The following is a 23,545-nucleotide window of genomic DNA, read 5'->3' on the forward strand; positions in this document are numbered from 1 at the left end:
TCGCCGTCGTACTTCCCACCTTCCACAAGGCAACAACCGAAAGGACATCTCATGGCATTGCATCTGGACCGGAGGCATTTCCTGGGCCTGGCAGGGGCCACCGCCTCCGCAGCCGCCCTGGCAGCGTGCGGCGGACCCTCAACCACCGGTGGCGGCCAGGCCACGTCCCAAGCGGCCGACATCGACTTCAGCGGAGTGAAGCCCGCGGCCAAGATCGACTTCTGGTCCAGCCACCCTGGCCAGTCCCAGGACGTGGAAAAGAGCCTGATCGACAAATTCCACGCCCAGAACCCGGACATCACGGTCAACCTGGTAACGGCCGGCGCCAACTACGAGGAAATCGCCCAGAAGTTCCAGACTGCCCAGGCGGCCAAGTCGGGGCTCCCGGGCGTCGTGGTCCTGTCCGATGTCTGGTGGTTCCGCTACTACACCAACGGCAGCATCATCCCCGTGGACAGCCTCACCAAGCAGCTGGACATGAAGATGGACGATTTCCAGCAGTCCCTGGTGGATGACTACAAATACGACGGCAAACAGTGGGCGCTCCCCTACGGCCGCTCAACGCCGCTGTTCTACTACAACAAGGATCACTTCGCCGCGGCCGGCCTGCCCGACCGCGCACCCAAGACCTGGGACGAGTTCGGTGAATGGGCACCAAAGCTCAAGGCGAGCTCCGGCGCCCAGTACGCCTACATCTACCCGGCCCTGGCCGGATACGCGGGGTGGACGCTGCAGAACATGCTGTGGGGCTGGGGCGGAGGCTGGTCCAAGGAATGGGACATCACGTGCGACTCCGCCGAATCCGTTGCGGCGCTGCAGTGGGCCCAGGATTCGATCTACAAGGACAAGTGGGCAGGCGTTTCGTCCAAGGAAGCCGCTGACGATTTCTCCGCCGGGCTGACCTCCACCACCATCTCCTCCACGGGCTCCCTGCTGGGGATCCTGAAGTCCGCCAAGTTCAATGTCGGCGTTGGCTTCCTGCCGGGAGGTCCGAAAGCGCAGTCCAACGTATGCCCCACCGGCGGCGCAGGCCTGGGCATCCCGAGCGGAATCACCAAAGAAGAACAGCTTGCTGCGGGTACGTTCCTGAAATTCGTCACGCAGCCGGAAAGCACTGCGGAGTTCTCGGCCGCCACCGGTTACATGCCCACCCGCAAGTCGGCAGACATGGCGGCTGTCCTCGCCAAGACCCCGCAAATCAAGACGGCGATGGACCAGCTGGCCGTGACCAAGGTGCAGGACAACGCCAGGGTGTTCCTGCCGGGCGCAGACCAGGAGATGGCCAAGGCTGCCGCGAAGATCCTCACCCAGCAGGGCGACGTCAAGGCCTCCATGACGGACCTGAAGAGCACCCTGCAGGGCATCTACGACCGGGACGTCAAGCCCAAGCTGAAGTCCTAACCGTTTTCGACGCGCAAAAGCCCTGGCGAACCGTATATGGGTTCGCCAGGGCTTTTCCGCGTCGCGGAGGAAAACACGCGTCGTAAGACTCTTAGCGGGTCGGACTAAGGGATGGGCACCGGGGTGACGCCGAGGGGCACCAGCTGCTCCGCGCCGCCGTCGGGCGCTGAGAGCACCCAGATGCCCTTCTCATGCACCGCAACCGAATGCTCCCACTGGCAGGACCGCTTGCCGTCGGTGGTGACCACGGTCCAGTCGTCTTCCAGTACCGCGGTGTCGATGCTGCCGCGGACCAGCATGGGTTCGATGGCAAGGCACAGGCCCGGCTTGATCTTGGGGCCGCGGTGGTTGGTGCGGTAGTTCAGCACGTCAGGTGCCATATGCATCTCGGAGCCGATGCCATGGCCCACATAGTCCTCCAGGATGCCCAAGGGCTTGCCGGGTACGGAGGAGACGTAATCGTCGATGGCGGCGCCGACATCGCCCACATGGCTGCCCGTGGCCAGTGCCGCAATGCCCCGCCACATGGCTGCCTGGGTGACGTCGGAGAGCCGCTGGTCCTCCGGGTCCACGGTTCCCACGATCACGGTCCGGGCGGAATCGGAGTGCCAGCCGTTGACTATCGCCCCGCCGTCGATGGAAATGATGTCGCCGTCCTGCAGGACACGGCTGCCCGGGATGCCGTGGACCACCTCCTCGTTGACAGAGGTGCAGATGGTGGCCGGGAAGCCGTGGTAGCCCAGGAAGTTGGACTTCGCGCCTGCTTCGTTGAGGATTGCCGCGAAGACGTCGTCCAAGTGCTTGGTGGTGACCCCCGGCACCGCGGCGGCGACGGCGGCGTCCAGCGCGCGGCTGAGCACCAGTCCGGCCTCGTGCATGGTGCGCATCTGGGCGTTGTTCTTGTATTCGATGCGGGGTTGGCCGAAGGCCATGGTGTGTCCTTTCAAATGGCTGAGGCTCCTCCCGGATTCCGGGAGGAGCCTCGATAACCGCGGCGCCTTAAGTCAGGCTGCCTGTGCGGCCTTGATGGCCTGCATCACGCGGTCGGTTACTTCGTCGATGGGACCGATCCCGTCCACCTGGGTCAGGATGCCGCGCTCGGCGTACTTCGCCACTACGGCTTCCGTCTGCTCGTGGTAAAGGTCAAGGCGGTGGCGGATGACGGCTTCATTGTCGTCGCTCCGGCCCGTTTCCTTGGCCCGGCCCAGGAGGCGGTGGACCAGTTCCTCGTCGTCGGCCGTCAACTGCAGCACCACGTCGAGCTTCTCGTCGCCATCGGCGAGGATCTCGTCAAGGTAGTCCACCTGCGCGGTGGTGCGCGGGTAGCCGTCCAGCAGGAAGCCGTTTTCGACGTCGGACTCGCCCAGGCGGTCGCGGACCATCTTGTTGGTCACGCTGTCCGGGACGAAGTCACCGTTGTCCATGTACTTCTTGGCCTCGATGCCGAGCGGGGTTTCGCCCTTCACGTTGGCCCGGAAGATGTCGCCGGTGGAGATGGCCACAACGCCGAGGCGTTCTGAGATCCGCTCCGCCTGCGTTCCTTTTCCGGAACCGGGAGGTCCAATAATCAGCATTCTCGTCATCGCAAAAGCCCTTCGTAGTGACGTTGTTGTAGCTGCGCATCAATCTGCTTGACGGTCTCCAGGCCAACGCCCACCATGATCAGGATCGAGGTGCCACCGAACGGGAAGTTCTGGTTTGCGTTGATCAGTACCAGTGCCACCAGCGGAATCAGTGCCACGAAGCCAAGGTAGAGGGCGCCGGGGAGCGTGATCCGCGAGAGCACGTACTGCAGGTAGTCCGCGGTCGGCCGGCCGGCGCGGATACCTGGAATGAAGCCGCCGTACTTCTTCATGTTGTCTGAGACTTCTTCAGGGTTGAAGGTAATCGCGACGTAGAAGTAGGTGAAGAACACGATCAGCAGGAAATAAACCACCATGTAGATCGGGTGGTCACCGCGGGTCAGGTTGTTGTTGATCCATTCAACCCACGGCTGGAGCTGCTCGCCGTTCTTGGGCTGGTTGAACTGCGCAATCAGCCCGGGAATGTAGAGCATCGAGGAAGCGAAGATCACCGGAATGACTCCGGCCATGTTCACCTTGATGGGGATGTAGGTGCTGGTGCCGCCCACCGTGCGCCGGCCGATCATACGCTTGGCGTACTGCACCGGGACGCGCCGCTGGGACTGTTCCACGAAGACCACCAGGGCGACCGTCAGCAGGCCCACCACCAGGACGAGGAAGAAGGTCCCCGGCCCCTGGGAGGTCCAGATCGCTCCGAGCGAGGTGGGGAACTGCGCTGCGATGGAGGTGAAGATCAGCAGCGACATGCCGTTGCCCACACCCTTTTCGGTGACGAGCTCGCCCATCCACATGATCAGGCCGGTGCCGGCCGTGAGCGTGATGATGATCAGGATGGTGGTGATGATGCTTGCATCCGGGATTATGGGGAGCTGGCAGCCTGGCAGCAGCTGGCCGGAACGGGCCAGGGACACCAGGGTGGTGGCGTTCAGCAAGCCCAGGGCAATAGTGAGGTAGCGGGTGTACTGGGTCAGCTTGGACTGGCCTGACGCGCCCTCGTCGTAAAGCTCCTGGAACCGAGGAATGACCACCCGGAGCAGCTGAACGATGATGCTGGCCGTAATGTACGGCATGATGCCCAAGGCGAAGATGGACACCTGGAGCAACGCGCCGCCGCTGAAGAGGTTGACGAGCTGGTACAGCCCGCCGGCAGTCTGACCGTTATGCAAGCATTGCTGGACATTCTGGTAGTTCACACCTGGCGAGGGAATGAAAGCACCCAAGCGGAAGATGGTGATGATTCCCAGCGTGAACAACAACTTGCGCCGCAGATCAGGCGTGCGAAAGGCCCGGCCAAATGCGCTAAGCAAGCGTCCTCCTGTGGTGTCAATAAGAGTGGGGTTGCGGAACTTGATAAATCCCGACATCCGAGTCTAACGGTTGGATACGCCATGCGAACAATCCATACCGGCCAGCGTGCGCCGGAAGGCAGGAAAAAGTCGTCCGGCGGATATGAAAAACTCCCGGTATCCGGGGCCGAGGCCCGCGGATACCGGGAGTTCAACAGCTGGCGCCGTCCCTTTAGAGGGCGGTGGTGCTTCCGCCTGCTGCGGCAATCTTTTCAGCGGCGCTGGCCGAGAATGCGTGGGCGGTGACGTCAACCTTGACGGTGATGTCGCCGGTGCCCAGCACCTTGACGGGCTGGTTCTTGCGAACGGCACCCTTTTCGACCAGGTTCTCCACGGTGACTGCGCCACCTTCCGGGAACAGCTCGTTGAGCTTGTCCAGGTTTACAACCTGGAACTCAACCCGGAACGGGTTCTTGAAGCCGCGCAGCTTCGGCAGGCGCATGTGCAGCGGCAACTGGCCGCCGGCAAAGCCAGCCTTCACCTGGTAGCGGGCAGCCGTACCCTTGGTACCGCGGCCGGCGGTCTTACCCTTGGATGCCTCACCACGACCAACACGGGTCTTGGCGGTCTTGGCACCCGGAGCGGGACGCAGGTGGTGAACCTTCAGGGCGTTCTGCTTCTCAGCAGCCTGTGCCTTATCAGCAGTGTTCTCTGCCATTTACTTCGCCTCCTCTACCTTTACCAGGTGCGGAACCGTGTTGATCATCCCGACGGTCACGGCGTCGGCGGTGCGGACAACGGTGTGTCCGATCCGCTTCAGGCCGAGGGACCGCAGGGTATCGCGCTGGTTCTGCTTGCCGCCAATGGCGGACTTGATCTGAGTGATCTCCAACTGAGCGTCGGAGGGGACCAGGTTCTTAGCCATGACTAGGCACCTGCCTTCGGTGCGAGAAGGGCCTTCACCAGTGCCGGCGGGGCAACCTCGTCCAGCGGCAGGCCGCGGCGTGCTGCCACGGATGCCGGCTCTTCGAGGCGCTTCAGGGCATCAACGGTCGCGTGAACGATGTTGATGGCGTTGGAGGAACCGAGCGACTTGGAGAGGATGTCGTGGATACCCACGCACTCCAATACTGCACGGACCGGACCACCGGCGATAACACCGGTACCGGCGGAAGCCGGACGCAGCATTACGACACCGGCAGCGGCTTCACCCTGAACGCGGTGCGGGATGGTGCTGCCGACGCGGGGAACGCGGAAGAAGGACTTCTTGGCCTCTTCAACGCCCTTGGCGATAGCAGCGGGAACTTCCTTGGCCTTGCCGTAGCCGACGCCGACCATGCCGTTACCGTCACCAACGACCACCAGAGCGGTGAAGCTGAAGCGACGACCACCCTTGACGACCTTGGAAACGCGGTTGATGGTGACAACGCGCTCTACGAACTGGTTCTTCTCGGCTTCACGGCCACCGTCGCGGCCGCCACGGCCACCGCGGTCGCCGCGGCCCTGGCCACGGTCTCCACGCTCGCCCCGACGGGCGCCACCACGGCGGTCCTCGGCAGCGGGGGCAGTGGTCTCAGCAGCTGCGGCTTCGGGCGCCTTCTGATCTGCAGACACAGTGTCCTTTTCCTTGTTTGCTTCGGTCACAGTGACAGCCCACCTTCGCGTGCGCCGTCGGCGACGGCAGCGATCCGGCCGTGGTACTTGTTACCACCACGGTCGAAAACGACAGCCTCGACGCCGGCAGCCTTTGCACGTTCGGCAACGAGCTCGCCGACGCGCTTGGCCTTGGCAGTCTTGTCACCGTCGAATGCACGAAGGTCAGCTTCCAGAGTGGACGCGCTTGCTACGGTCTGGCCAATGCTGTCATCGACAACCTGGACAAATACGTGGCGTGCGGAGCGGTTGACCACCAAACGGGGGCGGGCAGCCGTGCCGGCAATGCGCTTGCGGATACGAAGCTGGCGACGGCTGCGTGCAGCAGCCTTGCTCTTGTTCGTACGCTTCTTGTTAATGGCGATGGCCATGGTTACTTACCAGCCTTTCCGACCTTGCGGCGGATGACTTCGCCGGCGTAACGAATGCCCTTGCCCTTGTACGGGTCAGGCTTGCGCAGCTTGCGAATGTTGGCAGCAACTTCGCCGACCTGCTGCTTGTTGATGCCTGAGACAGAGAGCTTGGTCGGACCCTCTACTGCAAAGGTGATGCCAGCCGGAGCGGAAACGCTGACCGGGTGGCTGTAGCCGAGAGCGAACTCAAGGTCTGATCCCTTGGCCTGAACGCGGTAACCGGTACCAACGATTTCAAGCTTCTTCTCGTAGCCTGCGGTGACACCCTGGATCATGTTGGCAATCAGGGTGCGGGTCAGGCCGTGGAGCGAACGGGAGGCGCGCTCATCGTTCGGGCGGGAAACGGTCAGGGTGTTCTCGTCCAGGGCAACCTCGATGGGGCTGGCCACAGTGTGGGTCAGCTCCCCCTTGGAACCCTTGACGCTGACGACAGAGCCGTCAACCTTGACCTCAACGCCGGCAGGAACGGTGATGGGGAGACGTCCAATACGTGACATTATTCTCTTCCTTTCCCGTTACCAGACGTACGCGAGGACTTCGCCGCCCACGCCCTTCTTGCCGGCCTGCTTGTCAGTCAGGAGGCCGGAAGAGGTGGACAGGATTGCGATACCCAGGCCACCGAGCACGTGCGGCAGGTTGGTGGACTTCGCGTAAACGCGGAGACCCGGCTTGGAGATCCGGCGTACACCGGCGATGGAACGCTCGCGGTTCGGACCGAACTTGAGTTCGAGGGTCAGCTTCTTGCCAACCTCAGCGTCCTCTTCCTTCCAGCCGGCGATGAAACCTTCGGCCTTGAGGATGTCGGCAACGCGTGCCTTGAGCTTGCTGTACGGCATAGTCACGGAGTCGTGGTAAGCCGAGTTTGCGTTACGCAGGCGCGTAAGCATATCTGCGACAGGATCTGTCATTGTCATGTGGGCTCATGCCCTTCCTCATAACGGTTTCCGCCATTCCGTCCCGTGGGGAGCGGAGCAGCCGGACCTTTTACGTAGTTAATTAAGCTTCGGTTTTGAACGGGAAACCAAGCGCCTTGAGCAGCGCACGGCCTTCGTCATCGGTCTTCGCAGTGGTGACAACCGTGATGTCCATACCGCGGACGCGGTCGATCTTGTCCTGGTCGATTTCGTGGAACATAACCTGCTCGGTCAGACCGAAGGTGTAGTTGCCGTTGCCATCGAACTGCTTGCCGCTGAGGCCGCGGAAGTCGCGGATACGGGGCAGTGCGAGGCTAACCAGACGGTCCACGAATTCCCACATACGGTCGCCACGCAGGGTTGCGTGTGCACCGATGGGCATGCCTTCGCGCAGCTTGAACTGTGCGATCGACTTGCGGGCCTTGGTAACCTGCGGCTTCTGGCCGGTGATCTGGGTGAGGTCGCGGACAGCGCCGTCGATCAGCTTGGAGTCCTTGGCGGCATCTCCAACACCCATGTTCACAACAACCTTCACCAGACGGGGTACCTGGTTCACGTTCGAGTACTTGAATTCATCCTGGAGCGCAGTCTTGATGGATTCGGCGTACTTGGTCTTCAGACGAGGAACGATCTTCGTTGCCGGGGTCTCGATAGTCTCGGTCATTAGATGTCCTTCCCGGTGCTCTTGGACACGCGGATGCGGACGGTCTTGTTGACGCCGTTCTTCTCCACAGTGTCGAGGCGGAAGCCCACGCGGGTCGGCTTCTTGGTCGACGGGTCAACCAGGGCCACGTTGGAAACGTGGATCGGGGCCTCTACGACCTCGATGCCGCCGGTCTTGGTGCCGCGCTGCGACTGTCCAACACGGGTGTGCTTGGTGACGCGGTTGATACCCTCGACCAGCACGCGGTTGGTGTCGGTGAATACGCGCAGAACCTTGCCCTGCTTGCCACGGTCGCCGCCGCGCTCAGCCTTGGCGCCAGTGATGACCTGAACCAGGTCACCCTTCTTGATCTTTGCAGCCATGGACTAGAGCACCTCCGGAGCCAGAGAAACGATCTTCATGAACTTCTTGTCACGCAGTTCACGACCAACCGGTCCGAAGATACGGGTACCGCGGGGGTCACCGTCGTTCTTCAGGATCACAGCTGCGTTCTCGTCAAACTTGATGTAGGAACCATCCGCACGGCGGCGTTCCTTCTTGGTACGGACGATGACGGCCTTGACCACATCGCCCTTCTTTACGTTGCCGCCCGGGATTGCATCCTTGACGGTGGCGACGATGACGTCACCAATGCCTGCGTAGCGACGGCCGGATCCACCGAGAACGCGAATGGTAAGGATTTCCTTAGCACCCGTGTTGTCGGCGACCTTGAGTCGCGACTCCTGCTGAATCACTATTTACTCCTTGCGTCGCGCCGGTTCTCAGGCCGTGGTGTTGCTACGGAATGAGCCTTGCGGAACGGTTGATCGGGGTGTCTCTTGACCTGCCTGGATGTTGCCAGACCAGGCCTAAACGCCCGTGCCAGAAGCAGTTGCTCCCATCCGGTCCGGGACGGATCCCGGGCGCACAGGGGCACTATGCTGTGGCACGCTTGTTTACGAGGTTGATGACAGCGCGCAAAAGGCGCCATACAAACTCAATATCCTAGCACGTATTCCGCCAGTCCCCATATCACCCTCCGCGCCCGCACTGCAAGATGGACGACGGCGTCACGCCCGGCAGCCTTTCCCCGTATCCAGGGTGCCGCTCCCCCGCATCGGCGCTGGCCCGCCGTCGTCGTCTCCAGCAAAGGCTGCCGCGCGTGACGCACGCCGGGGCACGGGGCCGCCGCACGGCTTAAACGAGGAAGCCCCCGCTCCCGTAAGGGAGCAGGGGCAACAGCGAAGCAGCAGGTGCTACTTGGCCTTCTCGAGGATTTCCACGAGCCGCCAGTTCTTGGTGGCGGACAGCGGACGGGTCTCGGCGATGACAACGAGGTCGCCGATGCCGGCGGTGTTCTCTTCGTCGTGTGCCTTGACCTTGGAGGTACGGCGGATAACCTTGCCGTACAGGGCGTGCTTTACGCGGTCCTCAACCTCGACAACGATGGTCTTTTCCATCTTGTCGGAGACCACGTAGCCGCGACGCGTCTTGCGGTAACCGCGCTCCCCAGCCTTGGCGGCGGTAGCAGTTTCCGTCACGTTCTCGTCCTTTTCACTCACTTGGCATCCTCCTCGGTCTCAACCGTTTCAGCCTTTTCGGCCTTCTTGGTTGCAGCCTTCTTGGACTTCTTTTCTTCCTTGGCTTCCACAACCGGTGCGGCAACCTCGGCACGAATGCCCAGCTCGCGTTCGCGGAGAACGGTGTAGATGCGGGCAATGTCCTTCTTTACTGCACGCAGGCGACCGTGGTTCTCCAGCTGTCCGGTGGCGGACTGGAAACGCAGGTTGAACAGCTCTTCCTTGGCCTTGCGGAGTTCTTCAACGAGACGCTCGTTGTCGAAACCGTCCAGCTGTGCGGGAGCCAGATCCTTGGATCCTACTGCCATTTCTACTCACCACCTTCGCGACGCACAATGCGTGCCTTCAACGGCAGCTTGTGGATTGCCAGGCGCAGGGCCTCGCGAGCTACCTCTTCATTGACACCGGAGAGTTCGAACAGAACCCGGCCCGGCTTGACGTTGGCGACCCACCATTCCGGTGAACCCTTACCGGAACCCATGCGGGTTTCGGCCGGCTTCTTGGTCAGGGGACGGTCCGGGTAGATGTTGATCCAGACCTTACCGCCACGCTTGATGTGGCGGGTCATCGCGATACGGGCAGATTCGATCTGACGGTTGGTGACGTATGCCGGGCTCAGAGCCTGGATACCCCACTCACCGAACGAGACCTCGGTGCCGCCCGTGGCAGCGCCGGAACGACCCGGGTGGTGCTGCTTACGGTGCTTGACTCGACGTGGGATAAGCATTTAAGCCTGTCCTCCTTCTGCTGCTGCAGGTGCAGCTTCAGCTGCCGGAGCTTCGGCAGCAGGAGCTGCGTCAGCGGCCGGGCGGTCGTTGCGACGACGGCGGTCACCGCGGTCGGCGCCACCCGGACGGCCGGGACGCTCGCCACGGTTGCCGCGGGACGGTGCCGAGGCAGCCTGGGCGGCCAGTTCCTTGGCAGTGACGTCGCCCTTGTAGATCCAGACCTTCACACCGATGCGGCCGAAGGTGGTCTTGGCTTCGTAGAAGCCGTAGTCGATGTTCGCACGGAGGGTGTGCAGGGGCACACGGCCTTCACGGTAGAACTCCGAGCGGGACATTTCAGCGCCACCGAGGCGGCCCGAGCAGGCGATACGGATGCCCTTGGCACCTGCACGCTGTGCGGACTGCATGGCCTTCTTCATCGCACGGCGGAATGCCACGCGGGAAGTCAGCTGCTCTGCAACGCCCTGGGCCACAAGCTGGGCTTCCATCTCGGGGTTCTTGACCTCGAGGATGTTCAGCTGGACCTGCTTGCCGGTGAGCTTTTCGAGCTCGCCGCGGATGCGGTCTGCTTCTGCTCCACGGCGGCCGATGACGATGCCGGGACGTGCCGTGTGGATGTCCACGCGGACACGGTCACGGGTGCGCTCGATCTCAACCTTGGCGATACCGGCGCGCTCCATGCCCGTGGACATGAGCTGGCGGATGCGGATGTCTTCGCGAACGAAGTCCTTGTACCGCTGGCCGGCCTTGGTGCTGTCAGCGAACCAGTGCGATACGTGATCGGTGGTGATGCCGAGTCGGAACCCGTGCGGGTTTACTTTCTGTCCCACTTAGCGAGCCTCCTCTTTCTCCGGGGTAGCGACTACCACGGTGATGTGGCTGGTGCGCTTCTTGATCTGAAATGCACGACCCTGGGCACGCGGCTGGAACCGCTTCATGGTCGGGCCTTCATCAACAAACGCTTCGCTGATGATGAGGTCACCTTCGTCAAACGCCACGCCGTCGCGGTCCGCGAGGACCCGGGCGTTGGAGATTGCCGACTGAACTACCTTGAATACCGGCTCCGAAGCTGCCTGCGGGGCAAACTTCAGAATTGCCAGAGCCTCATTCGCTTGCAATCCACGAACAAGGTTGACGACGCGCCGGGCCTTCATAGGCGTTACGCGGATGTGGCGCGCAATTGCCTTGGCTTCCATTGCTTTCCTTCTCTCGTCTTTGACGTAAACGCAGGCGCCTAGCGGCGCTTGCCCTTACGGTCGTCCTTGACATGGCCGCGGAATGTCCGCGTGGGAGCGAATTCGCCGAGCTTGTGCCCGACCATCGACTCAGTGACAAACACCGGGATGTGCTTGCGTCCGTCGTGTACGGCGATCGTGTGCCCGAGCATGTCGGGGATGATCATCGAACGGCGGGACCAGGTCTTGATGACGTTCTTGGTGCCCTTTTCGTTTTCCCTGGCGACCTTCACAAAGAGGTGCTGGTCAACGAAAGGACCTTTTTTCAGGCTGCGTGGCATGTGTCCAGGCTCCTATCGCTTGTTCTTGCCAGTACGACGGCGACGCACAATAAGCTTGTCGCTCTCTTTGTTCGGGCGGCGGGTGCGGCCTTCACGCTTACCGTTCGGGTTGACGGGGTTACGTCCACCGGACGTCTTACCCTCACCACCACCGTGCGGGTGGTCAACCGGGTTCATGGCGACACCACGGACGGTCGGGCGAACGCCCTTCCACCGCATGCGGCCGGCCTTGCCCCAGTTGATGTTCGACTGCTCGGCGTTGCCGACCTCGCCGACGGTTGCGCGGCAGCGCACGTCAACGTTGCGGATTTCGCCGGAAGGCAGACGCAGCTGGGCGAAACGGCCTTCCTTGGCAACGAGCTGGATGGATGCACCGGCGGAGCGGCCCATCTTGGCGCCGCCGCCCGGACGCAGTTCAACTGCGTGGATGACGGTACCCACCGGGATGTTCAGCAGGGGCAGGTTGTTGCCGGGCTTGATGTCAGCACCGGCACCTGCCTCAACAACGTCACCCTGGGAGAGCTTGTTGGGGGCGATGATGTAACGCTTGGTGCCATCAACGTAGTGCAGGAGGGCGATGCGAGCCGTGCGGTTCGGATCGTACTCGATTTCGGCAACGCGGGCGTTGACGCCGTCCTTGTCGTGGCGACGGAAGTCGATCAGACGGTACTGGCGCTTGTGTCCACCACCCTTGTGACGGGTGGTGATCTTACCGGTGTTGTTACGGCCGCCCTTCTTGGGCAGCGGACGTACCAACGACTTTTCCGGCGTCGACCGCGTGATTTCGATAAAGTCCGCTACGCTCGAGCCACGTCGGCCCGGGGTAGTCGGCTTGTACTTACGGATTCCCATAATTTATTTCCTCGTTAAAGTGGTCTCCGCTACGCGAGCGGACCGCCGAAGATGTCGATGGTGCCTTCTTTGAGGGTGACAATCGCACGCTTGGTGTTCTTGCGGGTACCCCATCCGAATTTGGTGCGCTTGCGCTTACCGGCACGGTTGATGGTGTTGATCGATTCGACCTTGACGGAGAAGATCTTCTCCACGGCCAGCTTGATCTCGGTCTTGTTCGAACGGGGGTCCACCAGGAAGGTGTACTTGCCCTCGTCGATCAGGCCGTAGCTCTTTTCCGACACGACGGGTGCAAGCACGACGTCGCGGGGATCCTTGATGGTGGCTGCACTCACTTGGCATCCTCCTCGTTCTTAGCTGCCTTGGCGGCTACGAATGCTTCGTAGGCTGCCTTGGTGAAGACAACGTCATCGGAGACGAGAACGTCGTAGGTGTTCAGCTGGTCTGCGTACAGAACGTGAACGCCGGCGAGGTTGCGCACGGACAGTGCGGCAACGTCGTTATCGCGCTCGATGACGACCAGCAGGTTCTTGCGGTCGGAAACACCGCGGAGCGTTGCCAGTGCGGTCTTGGCGGAGGGCTTGGTGCCTTCAACCAGTTCTGCGACAACGTGGATGCGTCCGTTGCGGGCCCGGTCGGAGAGTGCGCCGCGCAGTGCAGCAGCAATCATCTTCTTGGGGGTGCGCTGGCTGTAGTCACGCGGGGTGGGACCGTGGACAACGCCACCGCCGGTCATGTGAGGAGCACGGATTGAACCCTGACGGGCGCGGCCGGTGCCCTTCTGCTTGAACGGCTTGCGTCCTGCACCGGAAACTTCAGCGCGGGTCTTGGTCTTGTGGGTTCCCTGGCGTGCAGCAGCGAGCTGAGCAACGACAACCTGGTGCAGCAGCGGCACGTTGGTCTGAACGTCGAAGATCTCTGCAGGCAGGTCAACCTGGACAGTGTTAGCCATTGAACTAGGCTCCCTTCACGGCGGTGCGTACGAAGACGACCTGGCCGCGGGCACCGGGAACGGCGCCCTTGATCAGGAGCAGCGACTTCTCGACGTCAACCGCGTGAACGGTGAGGTTCAGCGTGGTGTGACGAACGGCGCCCATGCGGCCGGCCATTTTCATGCCCTTGAAGACGCGGCTCGGGGTGGATGCGCCACCGATTGAACCGGGCTTACGGTGGTTCTTGTGGGCACCGTGGGAAGCGCCGACGCCGTGGAAGCCGTGACGCTTCATAACACCGGCGAAGCCCTTACCCTTGGTGGTGCCGATGACGTCGATCTTCTGGCCGGCTTCGAAGAGCTCTACGGAGAGCTCCTGGCCCAGCTCGTACTCGGCAGCATCTGCGGTACGGAGTTCGACGACGTGGCGGCGAGGCGTTACGCCTGCCTTTTCAAAGTGACCAGCCAGCGGCTTGGTGACCTTGCGGGGATCGATCTGGCCGTAGCCGATCTGAACGGCGACGTAGCCATCGGTCTCAGCGTTGCGCAGCTGGGTGATGACGTTCGAGTCTGCCTGGACCACAGTGACGGGGATGAGCTTGTTGTTCTCGTCCCAGACCTGGGTCATGCCGAGCTTCGTGCCCAGCAGGCCCTTTACGTTACGGGTTGCGGTCATAGTTTCTCAGCACCTCCCTACAGCTTGATTTCGATGTTCACGTCAGCCGGCAGGTCGAGACGCATGAGCGAGTCGACGGCCTTCGGCGTGGGATCGATGATGTCGATAAGACGCTTGTGCGTGCGCATTTCAAAGTGCTCGCGGCTGTCCTTGTACTTGTGCGGAGAGCGGATCACGCAGTACACGTTCTTCTCCGTCGGCAGCGGCACGGGGCCAACTACCGTTGCGCCTGCGCGCGTGACCGTCTCAACGATCTTCCGTGCTGAAACGTCAATGACCTCGTGGTCGTATGACTTCAGCCGGATGCGGATTTTTTGTCCCGCCATGTCGCCTGACTCTCTTTCAGTCTGTGCTTCCCCGGTTTAGGGCTGCCCTGTTCACTTACTCGTTGTATGGCTGCCGAAGCATTTGAGGTCGTGACCACCATCCGCCGCACAAACTGAATCCGGATAGATCCGGGTTCCTCACCTTGCCGGCGTAACCGACCCCCGCGGTCGGGCGTGTCGCGCTGGGCGCGCATATGAATCCGCAGTTCCTTGGGGGTGGGTTATGTTTGGACTTCAGCTTGGACCCTGCACCCGGCATTATCCGGATCGGGACGCGAAGAAGCGCTTGAACAACTCATCTAGTATGCCGGAAAACCCGGCCAGATGCGAATCGTCCCTTTTCAGGCCCGGCAACGGCCATTGCCGTGGACGGGAAGCCACTGGATGATAGGGGCATGACCATGGAAGGCACGGAATCGGTGACCGAACTGGCCGGGCGCGTGCCGCCGTCGTTCACCCTGGGCGTCGCGGCAGCGGCGTTCCAGATCGAAGGCGCGCTCAAGGCGGACGGCCGGGGACCCTCTGGATGGGACGCCTTCGCCGAAAAACCCGGGGCGATAATGGACGGCCACTCCCCCGCAGTCGCCTGCGACCACTACAACAGGCTGCCCGAAGACGTTGCACTGCTCAAGGAGCTGGGCGTTGGCTCGTACCGTTTCTCGCTCTCCTGGCCCCGCATCCAGCCCGATGGCCAGGGCAGCTTCAATGCCCAGGGCCTTGATTTCTACGACCGACTGATCGACGAGCTCCTCGAGGCCGGTATCTCCCCCATGGCCACCCTCTACCATTGGGACACCCCGCTGCCGCTCGAGCACCGAGGCGGCTGGCTGAACCGGGACACGGCGCATCGGTTTGCCGAATACGCCAGGGCAGCCGGCGACCGGTTCGGGGACAGGGTGGCGCAGTGGGTCACCCTCAATGAACCCGTCTCAGTGACCCTGAACGGGTATGCCCTGGGGGTGCACGCACCGGGGCGCCGCCTGATGTTCAATGCCCTGCCCGCCATCCACCACCAGCTCCTGGCGCACGGCCTGGGAGTCCAGGCTCTGCGGGCCGCCGGTGTTGCCGGCGGAATCGGGCTGACGAACTTGCACTCACCGGTGAGGCCCGCAACCCGGAAGATCGGCGACCGGCTGGTGGCCCACCTGTATGACCTGCTGATGAACCGGCTCTATGCCGACCCCGTCCTGCTGGGCCGGTACCCGTCCCTGCCGTTGTACGCCAGGCCGTGGCTGCGCTCCATTGGCAGGATCTCCGACGCGGACCTGAAAACCATCCACCAGCCGCTGGATTTCTACGGGCTCAACTACTACTTCCCGGTCAAGGTGGCGCTCGGGCCCGGCATCACCCCGTTGCCCGCGGACGTGCACCAGGAACTGGCACGGCTTCCCTTCCACGAGGTGGGGTACCCGGAGTACGGCAGCACCGGCTTCGGTTGGCCGGTGGCACCGCACCACCTGGGCATTCTCCTAAAGGAAATGCGGGACCGGTACGGCGACGCCCTGCCGCCGGTGTACATCACCGAGGGCGGGGCCAGCTTCCCCGAGCCCGATCGTGTATCCGGGACATTGGAGGACGCCGACCGGGTGGACTACCTCGCAGCGCACCTGGGCACGGCCCTTGACGCCACCGCGCCCGGCGGTATTGCCGACGGTGTGGACCTGCGCGGCTACTACGTGTGGACCCTGATGGACAACTTCGAGTGGGCCGCCGGCTACTCGCAGCGTTTCGGCCTGGTGCATGTGGACTTTGAGACCCTTGAACGGACCCCGAAAAGGTCCTTCTACTGGTACCAGGCTCTCTCGCGGGCGAGGGCACGCCGGGACAGCTAGCGCAGGGCTGCCGGCCGTGGCTCAGGCATGTCCGGACACAGTGAGGACTATCAGGACACAGTTCAGCCCAACGATCAGCGCGGCACTGGTCCAGCCGGCAACGCGCAGCGGCTTGGAGTCCACGTGGATACCCATCACTTCCCGGCTGCCTGTGAGCCGGATGAGTGGGATCAGCGCGAACGGAATCCCGAAGCTGAGGAGCACCTGGCTCAGGACCAGCGCGAGCGTCGGTTCAATGCCCGCGCCCAGGACCACCAGTGCCGGGATCAGGGTGATGATCCGGCGGACCAAGAGGGGAACCTTCATCTTCAGCAGGCCGCCCATGATGGTGGCGCCGGCGTAGCAGCCCACAGAGGTGGAGGCCAGCCCCGAGGCCAGCAGGCCCACGGCGAATACGACGCCGATCACCGGTCCGAGTGCCGACGTCACCGCGGCGTGCGCCCCGGCAATGGTGTCGGTTCCTTCCACGCCGCGGAGGCTGGTGGCAGCCAGCAACAGCATGGCGATATTGACGATTCCGGCAAGCAGCAGGGCGCCGGCGACGTCAAAGCGCGTGGCCCGGATCAGCCGGGACCTGACCCGCGGATCCGGCGAGAAGCCGTGGCGGTCCCGTGCCAGGGCTGAGTGCAGGTAGATCGCGTGCGGCATAACGGTTGCCCCGAGCATGCTTGCCGCCAGCAGGACCGTATCCGTCCCCTCGAAGCGCGGCACAAGACCAGCCAGGGCGCCCCCCGCGTCAGGTGGGCTGACGAACAGGCCCGAGACGAAACCGACCGCTATCACGCCCAGGAGCATCAAGATGGCGATCTCGAAGGACTTCTGGCTGCGGTGTGACTGCAGTGTCAACAACAGCATGGAGGCTACGCCAATGATGAGTCCGCCCGCTAGGAGGGGCACACCGAAGAGGAGGTTGAGCGCCACGGCGCCGCCGATCACCTCGGCCATGTCCGTAGCGCCGGCCACAATCTCGGCCTGGACCCAGAAGGCACGGCGGCGACGGGTACCCAGCCGCTTGCCCAGGATTTCCGGCAGGCTCATCCCGGTGGCGAGCCCAAGCTTTGCGGACTGGTACTGGATCAGTACTGCCATGGCGTTGGCCGCCACGAGGACCCACACGAGCAGGTACCCGAAGTTGGCACCGGCGGTCAGGTTTGCGGCAACATTGCCCGGGTCCACATAGGCGATGGCTGCCACGAAGGCAGGTCCGAGCAGCAGGAGCCGGGACCAGGCCTTGGGGGCGGCAGGTCCGGCCGTCAGTGTTGGAGCAGCCATCACGTGTCCTCGTCGTTGCGGGCATCAATAAGACGAGGATAGCGCGAATTTAGGCATACCGAAAAGTAGTAATACGGTAGACCGGCAAACTTGGAAGGGCCCGTGTTACTGGTTCTTGTTGGACCTGTTGATCCGCTTGGCGCGATCGATCTCGCGCCGGAAATACCTTCTGGCCCAGAACGCCCCGGCGACTACGGCAACCGCGATGATCAGGAAAATAAGCCACCCCATGATGGACTCCTTTCAGTGCTGAAACAGTATCAGGACGCGTCCCCTGCTTTATCCGCACCGGTGGCAGCTCGGTTGAGGCGCCACACCGCGAAGGCAATAAGGCCGACGGCGACAATTGCCAGGAGCGCAAAGGTGTACTGCCGCATCGCCCACAGGACGCAGACGGCAATCCCCACCGCACCCCACCTGACGAAGAGCCTGTCACCAAGGACAAGCCCCGCAGCCAGAAGCAGTGCCAGCCATACCAGCACCCACAGCTGCTGGGAGGCTTCGCCGCCGAAGATGGTGCCCAGCCCGGACAGTGAGAGCAGCCCCGCCGAGGCACACGCATAACGCCGGCCCACGGAAGGACTGCCTGTCAGGTACCGCAGGCCTGCCAGCGCAGCCGCCAGCAGCATGTACCACTGCGCCACCCAGAAGGGATCCGCCTGGGAAGCTGCCGGCCACGGCAGGAGTCCCCGGGCTCCGCTGAATTCGAATATTGCTGCCCGCTGGACAGCAGCCACGATCAGGATGGCAGCCAGTTCCGCAGCAGGCCTGCGCATGCGGGGTGAAGCTTCGAAGACTGCAACACCCGCGGCGGCCATGAGCACGCCCACACCGGCCCAGGCGGTCCCATCCCGGTACAGGCCCGCTGCCGCTGCCAGCACAAGGCCAAAGAATGCGCCGCCCGCCAGCGACCAGCGCCGGACCGGATCATCCGCCAGCGCCGCTGACCGTGCCCGGCGCGCCGCATACAGCCCCAATGCCGCTGCACCCGGGCCCGCCAACCAAGGCAGATAGCGTTCCCACTCCCCCGGGCCAGCATCGCTCCCAACTCCTGGCCAAGCGTCCGCAAGCATAAAGGCTCCACCAAGGACGGCGGCCGCGGCGGGCGGATAGAGCATCGGCACGGCTTCCACATGGGATGCGGTCAGCAGGACTGCGGCCACAGCCAGCACAGCAGCTCCCGGAACCCAGCCAGCTGCTTGCGGCGACACAGCCAGCGCCGCACCGGTGAATGCTCCTGCGGCGGCGAGCCACAGGCGGAGTTCCGGGCCGGCCGCAGAAGCGCTGCGGCGCCGCCACTCCGGACCGGACGCCGCTGCCGCAAGGCCCAAGAGCAGCAGCACAACCGCCGTCCCGGTGAAGCTGAGGGCTGCTACGTCCCCAAAAGCAACCACCGGGCTGAGGGACAAAACACCGAAGAGCAGGCCGTAAACGCCGAAGTACAACGCACCGCGGGCAACGAACAGCCTGCGGGCCACGGCAGCCGAAACCACCAGGAGGCCCACCTCAAGGAGCAACACCCAACGGCCGGCGTCGCCCATCCCGCCGCCGCCTGGCAGCGAGCCACTGAGGTCTGTGCCAGGCCACAAAGCCCCGTGCTGCACGGCGTAAACAAGGGGCAGCAGGGCCTGGCCTGCAAGGGTGATCCATACGGCGGCTTGCTGGAACGGCACGGCGGCGAGCCGGAAACGCATCATCCAGCGGATCACATGCTGGGCGGCGAGGACGAGCGCAAACGTTACGGAGACAGCGGTAGGTGACGCCGTGACATCGTCGCTGAGCACCAGGGCAAGGACGGCAGTGAGCACGCGCGCGGCAACGAAGTACCACCCTTTGCTCCGAGGCCGGGGCACCGCCACCACCATGACGGCGGCAAAGACTGCGAAGACACCCAGGAGAACCTCCACCACCCGGACATTTCCGAGCGAGAGGCCGACGAGGATCAGGAAGGACACCGGGGCAAACACCACAGTGACGGGCTCGGTCCGCAGGACGTAGGCAGCCAACGCGGCGGAAATTGCAGCCCCGGACACGGCAACGAGGTGTTGCCAACTCCCGGAGGCTTGCTGCGCCAGGACGGCACAGGCGGCAAGCTGCAGCAGGATGACACCGGCGGCATCGAACACCACGCCCGCAGGTGCCCGCCGCAGCATTTGCCCGCCCAGCGGCAGGGCCAGCTGAACGAACAATGCGGCGGAGAGAAGGGTGGCCGGATGCAGCACCTCTCCGCCGATAACGATGCTGCCGGTGCTGTGCTGCAACTGCGAGAACGCCGTCAACACCAGAACAGTTCCTGCCGCCCGGGCTGCCCACCAATAAGCCCACCGGTGCTCCAGCGCCGGGAGCCTGAGCGCAGAAGCCACCAGGTACGCCAGCAGGAGCAAGAGCACCAGGTTGCCGGCACCCTCCGGAAGCCTCGCAAACGTGAACGCTGCCAGCATTGTGGACACCACCGGGGGAAGGAGCTCGCCCGCGACGGGCCGCCAGTTGCGCCAGTCCGTAGGTTTGCCGGTCAGCAACAGACCGGTCACAAGGACGGCGGCCAGTTGGATCAGCACCGCTGTCCACGTCAGTCCCTGGGAACCGCGGCCCTCAAGTGAAGAGACGCTGGCGATACTCCCCAGGCCAACAAGCGTGAAGCCGACCAGGCTCACTTGGGGTGCCAGCGCGCTTATCCCGAATCGCTGAATCCCCGCGGAGAGAAGTTGCTGTGCTGCAGCGGCGATCAGCAACACGAACCATACGGCCCGGTCCTGCACAGCGCCTTCGGTCACGGCTGCCGCCACGGCAGGCGCCAGAAGTGTGACGGCCACGCGTGCGTTGAGCACCATGAGGCGACGCAACGCCCCGTCCGCAGCGTAGGCCCTGACTGTCCAGAAGCCGGCAGCCAGGGCGAGCAGCACCGCAAACATTCCCTCACCAATGTGATGGCTGACGACGGCTGCCAGCAACAGAGCCGGAACCGGGGCAATCTCGGCGCGGCCGCGAAGCCTCGCAGCCAGGGCAAAACCCGTGACAAGGCAGAGCAGGACCGGAAGCCACAAAGGCACAGGGGTGACAGATATCCGAGCCGGCGGGAATAAGCCCACGACGACGACAGCCAGCGCAAAGGCGGCCGTGGCCGCGATCTGGAGGCCGAACGTGATGAAAGCGTCACGCCGCCACCGTGCCATACCCGCTTTCGGGACGGGACCGGCCGCCCTTTGGTGCCCGCCGGACACGCCGGTTGCCTGCGCGATCCAGGCTTCAAGGCGCGCACCCATGAACGCAACAGCCACTGACTGGGCGCCGAGCAGCACGACGAGGGTGAACAGGGCGTCCGTCCCGCGGCCTGTCATGTGCCACATCCCGACGGCGGCCGCGATTGTCAGTGCCACCCTGGCGGCCCTGAAATAGGCCAACCTTAAGGCGGCCGTGGCTGCTGCAACCACGGCGAAGTATGCCCCACAGGTGCCGAGGACGAGTGCATACTCTGCCTTGGTCAACCCCGGTTCAGCCGGCAGGAACAGCGACAACGAGGCCGCGGCGGCGACGCCTGGCACCAAGTAGGGGTGCAGCGCGGCGAGCGGCCCGACGAAGAGTGGCGGCATCCAGGCGGGGCGCAGGTGCGATAACAGCGTGAATACCACGGCCACGCTGATCAATGCCGCGAAATACCAAACAAGCGCTCCCCCAAGGACAGCAACTCCCGACCACGCACTCGACACCACGAACGTCAAGGAGAGGTACGTCAGGACTTTACTCTCCAGCCTGATGGCGGCCGCTACATAGGCGGCGGTCCCCACTATGGACGTCACCAACCAGGTGGCGGGCCCGTTATGCCAGGCAAAGTTGTACAGTGCCAGGCCGGAGACCGGCACCAGCGCCAGGCCGGTCCCCGTGAAGGCGACGGCGGCGGGCCTCAACCGCGCGATCTTCGCATGCAGCCCGAAGCCGAGGCAGTAGAACATCGCAGTGACGACGCCTACGCCGGCAAAGCGCAGCATCGGCGGCAGCCCGCTGCCGACAAACAGAGCGGCAGCAGCCACCAGGAGCAGGCTCGCTACGTAGAGCGTGGTGTTGATGTTCTGCCGGTCCCGCCGTTCACGGCGCGCCTGGCGCTCGGCAGGCGTGAATGCGGGCCCTACGGTACGGACACCGGGCGATGCAGGTGCGGGGGGCCGTGGCTGCACCCGCAGTCCGGGGCCAACGACGATTCCGGATCCCTCGGCGTCGACCTGGGTGGCCATGGCGGGGGATGCCGGTATTACCTGCCCGGCGGGTGCTGCCGCGGCGGATGCTGCGGTTTCCCGCGGAGAGACGGGAGCGGGCTCCCGCACAGGAACAGGTGCGGGCTGCACGCCTTGGGGCGCAGGCTGGGGCGTGCCAGTCGGCTGCCGCATCTGTTCGATTTGCGCTATGGCGTCCAGCCAACCCTGCAGGTGGCCGGCCCGGTAGCCTGCAGCATACGACTCGTCCCTCATGTCCGGCCTTCCTCTAACAGACAGCAGCAATCCACTTTTTTGTCCAGCGAATGGATAAATTCTAGCAAAAGAAAACCCCGCTGCGCAGGGCAGCGGGGTTTTCTGTGGATTACCGAATCAGCGATTCGGATGGTCCCTGATCAGCAGAAACTACTTGATGATCTTGGTAACACGTCCCGAACCAACGGTGCGGCCGCCTTCACGGATTGCGAAGCCGAGGCCCTCTTCCATCGCGATGGGCTGGATGAGCGCAACGGTCATCTCAGTGTTGTCGCCAGGCATAACCATTTCCGTGCCCTCAGGCAGGGTGATAACGCCGGTTACGTCCGTGGTACGGAAGTAGAACTGCGGGCGGTAGTTGGAGTAGAACGGGTTGTGACGTCCGCCTTCGTCCTTGGAGAGGATGTAGACGTTTGCCTCGAAGTCGGTGTGCGGGGTGATGGAACCCGGCTTGACGACAACCTGGCCACGCTCGACATCGTCGCGCTTCAGACCGCGGAGCAGGAGGCCACAGTTCTCGCCGGCCCATGCTTCGTCGAGCTGCTTGTGGAACATCTCGATACCGGTAACCGTGGTCTTCTGGACCGGGCGGATGCCGACGATCTCGACCTCGGAGTTGATGGCGAGGGTTCCACGCTCGGCGCGGCCCGTAACAACGGTGCCACGACCGGTGATGGTGAAGACGTCTTCGATCGGCATCAGGAACGGCTTGTCGCGGTCACGTACGGGGTCCGGAACGGACTCGTCGACAGCAGCCATCAGGTCCTCAACGGACTTGACCCACTCGGGGTCGCCTTCCAGGGCCTTCAGGCCGGAAACGCGGACAACGGGAGCGTTGTCACCGTCGAAGCCCTGCGAGCTCAGGAGCTCACGAACTTCCATTTCGACGAGGTCGAGGAGCTCTTCGTCGTCAACCATGTCAGCCTTGTTCAGCGCGACCAGCAGGTAGGGAACACCAACCTGGCGGGCCAGCAGAACGTGCTCGCGGGTCTGAGCCATCGGGCCGTCGGTAGCGGCAACCACGAGGATTGCGCCGTCCATCTGCGCAGCACCGGTGATCATGTTCTTGATGTAGTCAGCGTGGCCGGGGGCGTCAACGTGTGCGTAGTGACGCTTCTCGGTCTGGTACTCCACGTGGGAGATGTTGATGGTAATACCGCGCTGACGCTCTTCGGGTGCAGAGTCGATCGACGCGAAGTCACGCTTCTCGTTGAGAGTCGGGTACTTGTCGTACAGCACCTTGGAAATGGCGGCCGTCAGCGTCGTCTTACCGTGGTCAACGTGACCAATGGTGCCGATGTTGACGTGCGGCTTAGTCCGCTCGAACTTTGCCTTTGCCACAGGTTCCTCCTAGAACGTTTTCAAATGACATACCCTCCTGCCGCTCTTGTCGCGGCAGAAACTCAGGTAAGTCTACTTGGGGGGCTTTGGATTGGTGAAATTGCAGATTCAGGAACTAATACTAGTCCCTAGAGC

At 63.3% G+C, this 23,545-nt stretch carries 29 protein-coding genes; 2 read left to right on the forward strand and 27 right to left on the reverse strand.

Features of this window, described 5'->3' with window-relative positions:
- The first annotated feature begins 51 nt into the window (after positions 1-51).
- Positions 52-1,401: an ABC transporter substrate-binding protein gene (locus tag AB4Y79_RS03265; protein ID WP_441858723.1), complete on the forward strand. Its 1,350-nt coding sequence runs from the start codon at positions 52-54 to the stop codon at positions 1,399-1,401.
- Positions 1,402-1,505: 104 nt separating this feature from the next.
- Here AB4Y79_RS03265 and map read toward each other — a convergent pair whose 3' ends face one another.
- The 23 genes from map to rpsJ form a co-directional block, all read right to left on the reverse strand.
- Complete coding sequence (map, locus tag AB4Y79_RS03270) at positions 1,506-2,333, reverse strand: type I methionyl aminopeptidase (protein ID WP_441858725.1); 828 nt, start codon at positions 2,331-2,333, stop codon at positions 1,506-1,508.
- A 72-nt stretch (positions 2,334-2,405) separates the two neighbouring features.
- Positions 2,406-2,975, reverse strand: coding sequence for an adenylate kinase (locus AB4Y79_RS03275; protein ID WP_308932142.1), 570 nt, complete (start codon positions 2,973-2,975; stop codon positions 2,406-2,408).
- Between the two features lie 5 nt (positions 2,976-2,980).
- Positions 2,981-4,291 (reverse strand): preprotein translocase subunit SecY, encoded by a 1,311-nt coding sequence (gene secY, locus AB4Y79_RS03280; RefSeq protein ID WP_441858727.1) that lies wholly within the window; start codon positions 4,289-4,291, stop codon positions 2,981-2,983.
- 211 nt (positions 4,292-4,502) lie between these two features.
- Entirely contained in the window at positions 4,503-4,988 is a 486-nt protein-coding gene (rplO, locus tag AB4Y79_RS03285) for a 50S ribosomal protein L15 (protein ID WP_013601817.1), read from the reverse strand.
- Complete coding sequence (gene rpmD, locus AB4Y79_RS03290) at positions 4,989-5,195, reverse strand: 50S ribosomal protein L30 (protein WP_018760444.1); 207 nt, start codon at positions 5,193-5,195, stop codon at positions 4,989-4,991. It abuts the gene before it with no gap.
- 2 nt (positions 5,196-5,197) lie between these two features.
- Positions 5,198-5,914 carry a 30S ribosomal protein S5 gene (rpsE, locus tag AB4Y79_RS03295; RefSeq protein WP_441858731.1) on the reverse strand — a complete coding sequence of 239 codons (717 nt, stop codon included), beginning with the start codon at positions 5,912-5,914 and terminating at the stop codon, positions 5,198-5,200.
- Positions 5,911-6,294: a 50S ribosomal protein L18 gene (gene rplR / locus AB4Y79_RS03300; RefSeq protein ID WP_018760446.1), complete on the reverse strand. Its 384-nt coding sequence runs from the start codon at positions 6,292-6,294 to the stop codon at positions 5,911-5,913. Before rplR ends, rpsE begins: the two co-directional genes overlap by 4 nt.
- 2 nt (positions 6,295-6,296) lie before the next feature.
- Positions 6,297-6,833 (reverse strand): 50S ribosomal protein L6, encoded by a 537-nt coding sequence (rplF, locus tag AB4Y79_RS03305; RefSeq protein ID WP_018769140.1) that lies wholly within the window; start codon positions 6,831-6,833, stop codon positions 6,297-6,299.
- A gap of 18 nt (positions 6,834-6,851) precedes the next feature.
- A complete protein-coding gene (gene rpsH / locus AB4Y79_RS03310) occupies positions 6,852-7,250 on the reverse strand; it encodes a 30S ribosomal protein S8 (RefSeq protein ID WP_018760448.1) in 399 nt (132 codons plus the stop codon).
- A gap of 82 nt (positions 7,251-7,332) precedes the next feature.
- Positions 7,333-7,914, reverse strand: a complete 582-nt coding sequence (rplE, locus tag AB4Y79_RS03315) for a 50S ribosomal protein L5 (RefSeq protein ID WP_441858734.1) — start codon at positions 7,912-7,914, stop codon at positions 7,333-7,335.
- Positions 7,914-8,276: a 50S ribosomal protein L24 gene (rplX, locus tag AB4Y79_RS03320; RefSeq protein ID WP_441858736.1), complete on the reverse strand. Its 363-nt coding sequence runs from the start codon at positions 8,274-8,276 to the stop codon at positions 7,914-7,916. Before rplX ends, rplE begins: the two co-directional genes overlap by 1 nt.
- Positions 8,277-8,279: 3 nt before the next feature.
- Positions 8,280-8,648, reverse strand: coding sequence for a 50S ribosomal protein L14 (gene rplN, locus AB4Y79_RS03325; RefSeq protein WP_003803789.1), 369 nt, complete (start codon positions 8,646-8,648; stop codon positions 8,280-8,282).
- 501 nt (positions 8,649-9,149) lie between these two features.
- Entirely contained in the window at positions 9,150-9,455 is a 306-nt protein-coding gene (gene rpsQ, locus AB4Y79_RS03330) for a 30S ribosomal protein S17 (protein ID WP_018760451.1), read from the reverse strand.
- Positions 9,452-9,781: a 50S ribosomal protein L29 gene (rpmC, locus tag AB4Y79_RS03335; protein ID WP_018760452.1), complete on the reverse strand. Its 330-nt coding sequence runs from the start codon at positions 9,779-9,781 to the stop codon at positions 9,452-9,454. The genes rpsQ and rpmC overlap by 4 nt, the downstream gene beginning before the upstream one ends.
- Positions 9,782-9,783: 2 nt before the next feature.
- Positions 9,784-10,200 carry a 50S ribosomal protein L16 gene (gene rplP / locus AB4Y79_RS03340; protein ID WP_015937848.1) on the reverse strand — a complete coding sequence of 139 codons (417 nt, stop codon included), beginning with the start codon at positions 10,198-10,200 and terminating at the stop codon, positions 9,784-9,786.
- Positions 10,201-11,031: a 30S ribosomal protein S3 gene (gene rpsC / locus AB4Y79_RS03345; RefSeq protein ID WP_308930281.1), complete on the reverse strand. Its 831-nt coding sequence runs from the start codon at positions 11,029-11,031 to the stop codon at positions 10,201-10,203.
- Positions 11,032-11,397 (reverse strand): 50S ribosomal protein L22, encoded by a 366-nt coding sequence (gene rplV, locus AB4Y79_RS03350; protein ID WP_009358304.1) that lies wholly within the window; start codon positions 11,395-11,397, stop codon positions 11,032-11,034.
- 38 nt (positions 11,398-11,435) lie between these two features.
- A complete protein-coding gene (gene rpsS, locus AB4Y79_RS03355; RefSeq protein ID WP_003803803.1) occupies positions 11,436-11,717 on the reverse strand; it encodes a 30S ribosomal protein S19 in 282 nt (93 codons plus the stop codon).
- Between the two features lie 12 nt (positions 11,718-11,729).
- Positions 11,730-12,569: a 50S ribosomal protein L2 gene (gene rplB / locus AB4Y79_RS03360; protein WP_026264302.1), complete on the reverse strand. Its 840-nt coding sequence runs from the start codon at positions 12,567-12,569 to the stop codon at positions 11,730-11,732.
- Positions 12,570-12,598: 29 nt separating this feature from the next.
- A complete protein-coding gene (rplW, locus tag AB4Y79_RS03365; RefSeq protein ID WP_011692807.1) occupies positions 12,599-12,904 on the reverse strand; it encodes a 50S ribosomal protein L23 in 306 nt (101 codons plus the stop codon).
- On the reverse strand, positions 12,901-13,521 hold the full coding sequence (rplD, locus tag AB4Y79_RS03370; RefSeq protein ID WP_018760455.1) for a 50S ribosomal protein L4: 621 nt from the start codon (positions 13,519-13,521) through the stop codon (positions 12,901-12,903). Before rplD ends, rplW begins: the two co-directional genes overlap by 4 nt.
- Positions 13,522-13,525: 4 nt before the next feature.
- Positions 13,526-14,176, reverse strand: a complete 651-nt coding sequence (gene rplC, locus AB4Y79_RS03375; protein ID WP_308930280.1) for a 50S ribosomal protein L3 — start codon at positions 14,174-14,176, stop codon at positions 13,526-13,528.
- A gap of 17 nt (positions 14,177-14,193) precedes the next feature.
- Positions 14,194-14,502 (reverse strand): 30S ribosomal protein S10, encoded by a 309-nt coding sequence (gene rpsJ / locus AB4Y79_RS03380; protein WP_003803825.1) that lies wholly within the window; start codon positions 14,500-14,502, stop codon positions 14,194-14,196.
- Positions 14,503-14,897: 395 nt separating this feature from the next.
- On the opposite strand from rpsJ, the gene AB4Y79_RS03385 reads away from it, so the two are divergent.
- Positions 14,898-16,334, forward strand: a complete 1,437-nt coding sequence (locus AB4Y79_RS03385; protein ID WP_441858743.1) for a GH1 family beta-glucosidase — start codon at positions 14,898-14,900, stop codon at positions 16,332-16,334.
- Between the two features lie 21 nt (positions 16,335-16,355).
- Here AB4Y79_RS03385 and AB4Y79_RS03390 read toward each other — a convergent pair whose 3' ends face one another.
- The 4 genes from AB4Y79_RS03390 to tuf form a co-directional block, all read right to left on the reverse strand.
- A complete protein-coding gene (locus tag AB4Y79_RS03390; protein WP_441858745.1) occupies positions 16,356-17,606 on the reverse strand; it encodes an Nramp family divalent metal transporter in 1,251 nt (416 codons plus the stop codon).
- Positions 17,607-17,711: 105 nt separating this feature from the next.
- Positions 17,712-17,837, reverse strand: coding sequence for a hypothetical protein (locus AB4Y79_RS03395; RefSeq protein ID WP_308930277.1), 126 nt, complete (start codon positions 17,835-17,837; stop codon positions 17,712-17,714).
- 29 nt (positions 17,838-17,866) lie between these two features.
- Positions 17,867-22,069, reverse strand: a complete 4,203-nt coding sequence (locus AB4Y79_RS03400) for a hypothetical protein (protein WP_441858748.1) — start codon at positions 22,067-22,069, stop codon at positions 17,867-17,869.
- Positions 22,070-22,219: 150 nt separating this feature from the next.
- The gene (tuf, locus tag AB4Y79_RS03405) at positions 22,220-23,410 is read right to left on the reverse strand and encodes an elongation factor Tu (RefSeq protein ID WP_018760460.1); all 1,191 of its coding nucleotides are present in this window, start codon (positions 23,408-23,410) and stop codon (positions 22,220-22,222) included.
- Positions 23,411-23,545 lie beyond the last annotated feature (135 nt).

The organism is Pseudarthrobacter sp. YAF2, assembly GCF_052113345.1.
Classification (GTDB): Bacteria; Actinomycetota; Actinomycetes; order Actinomycetales; family Micrococcaceae; genus Arthrobacter.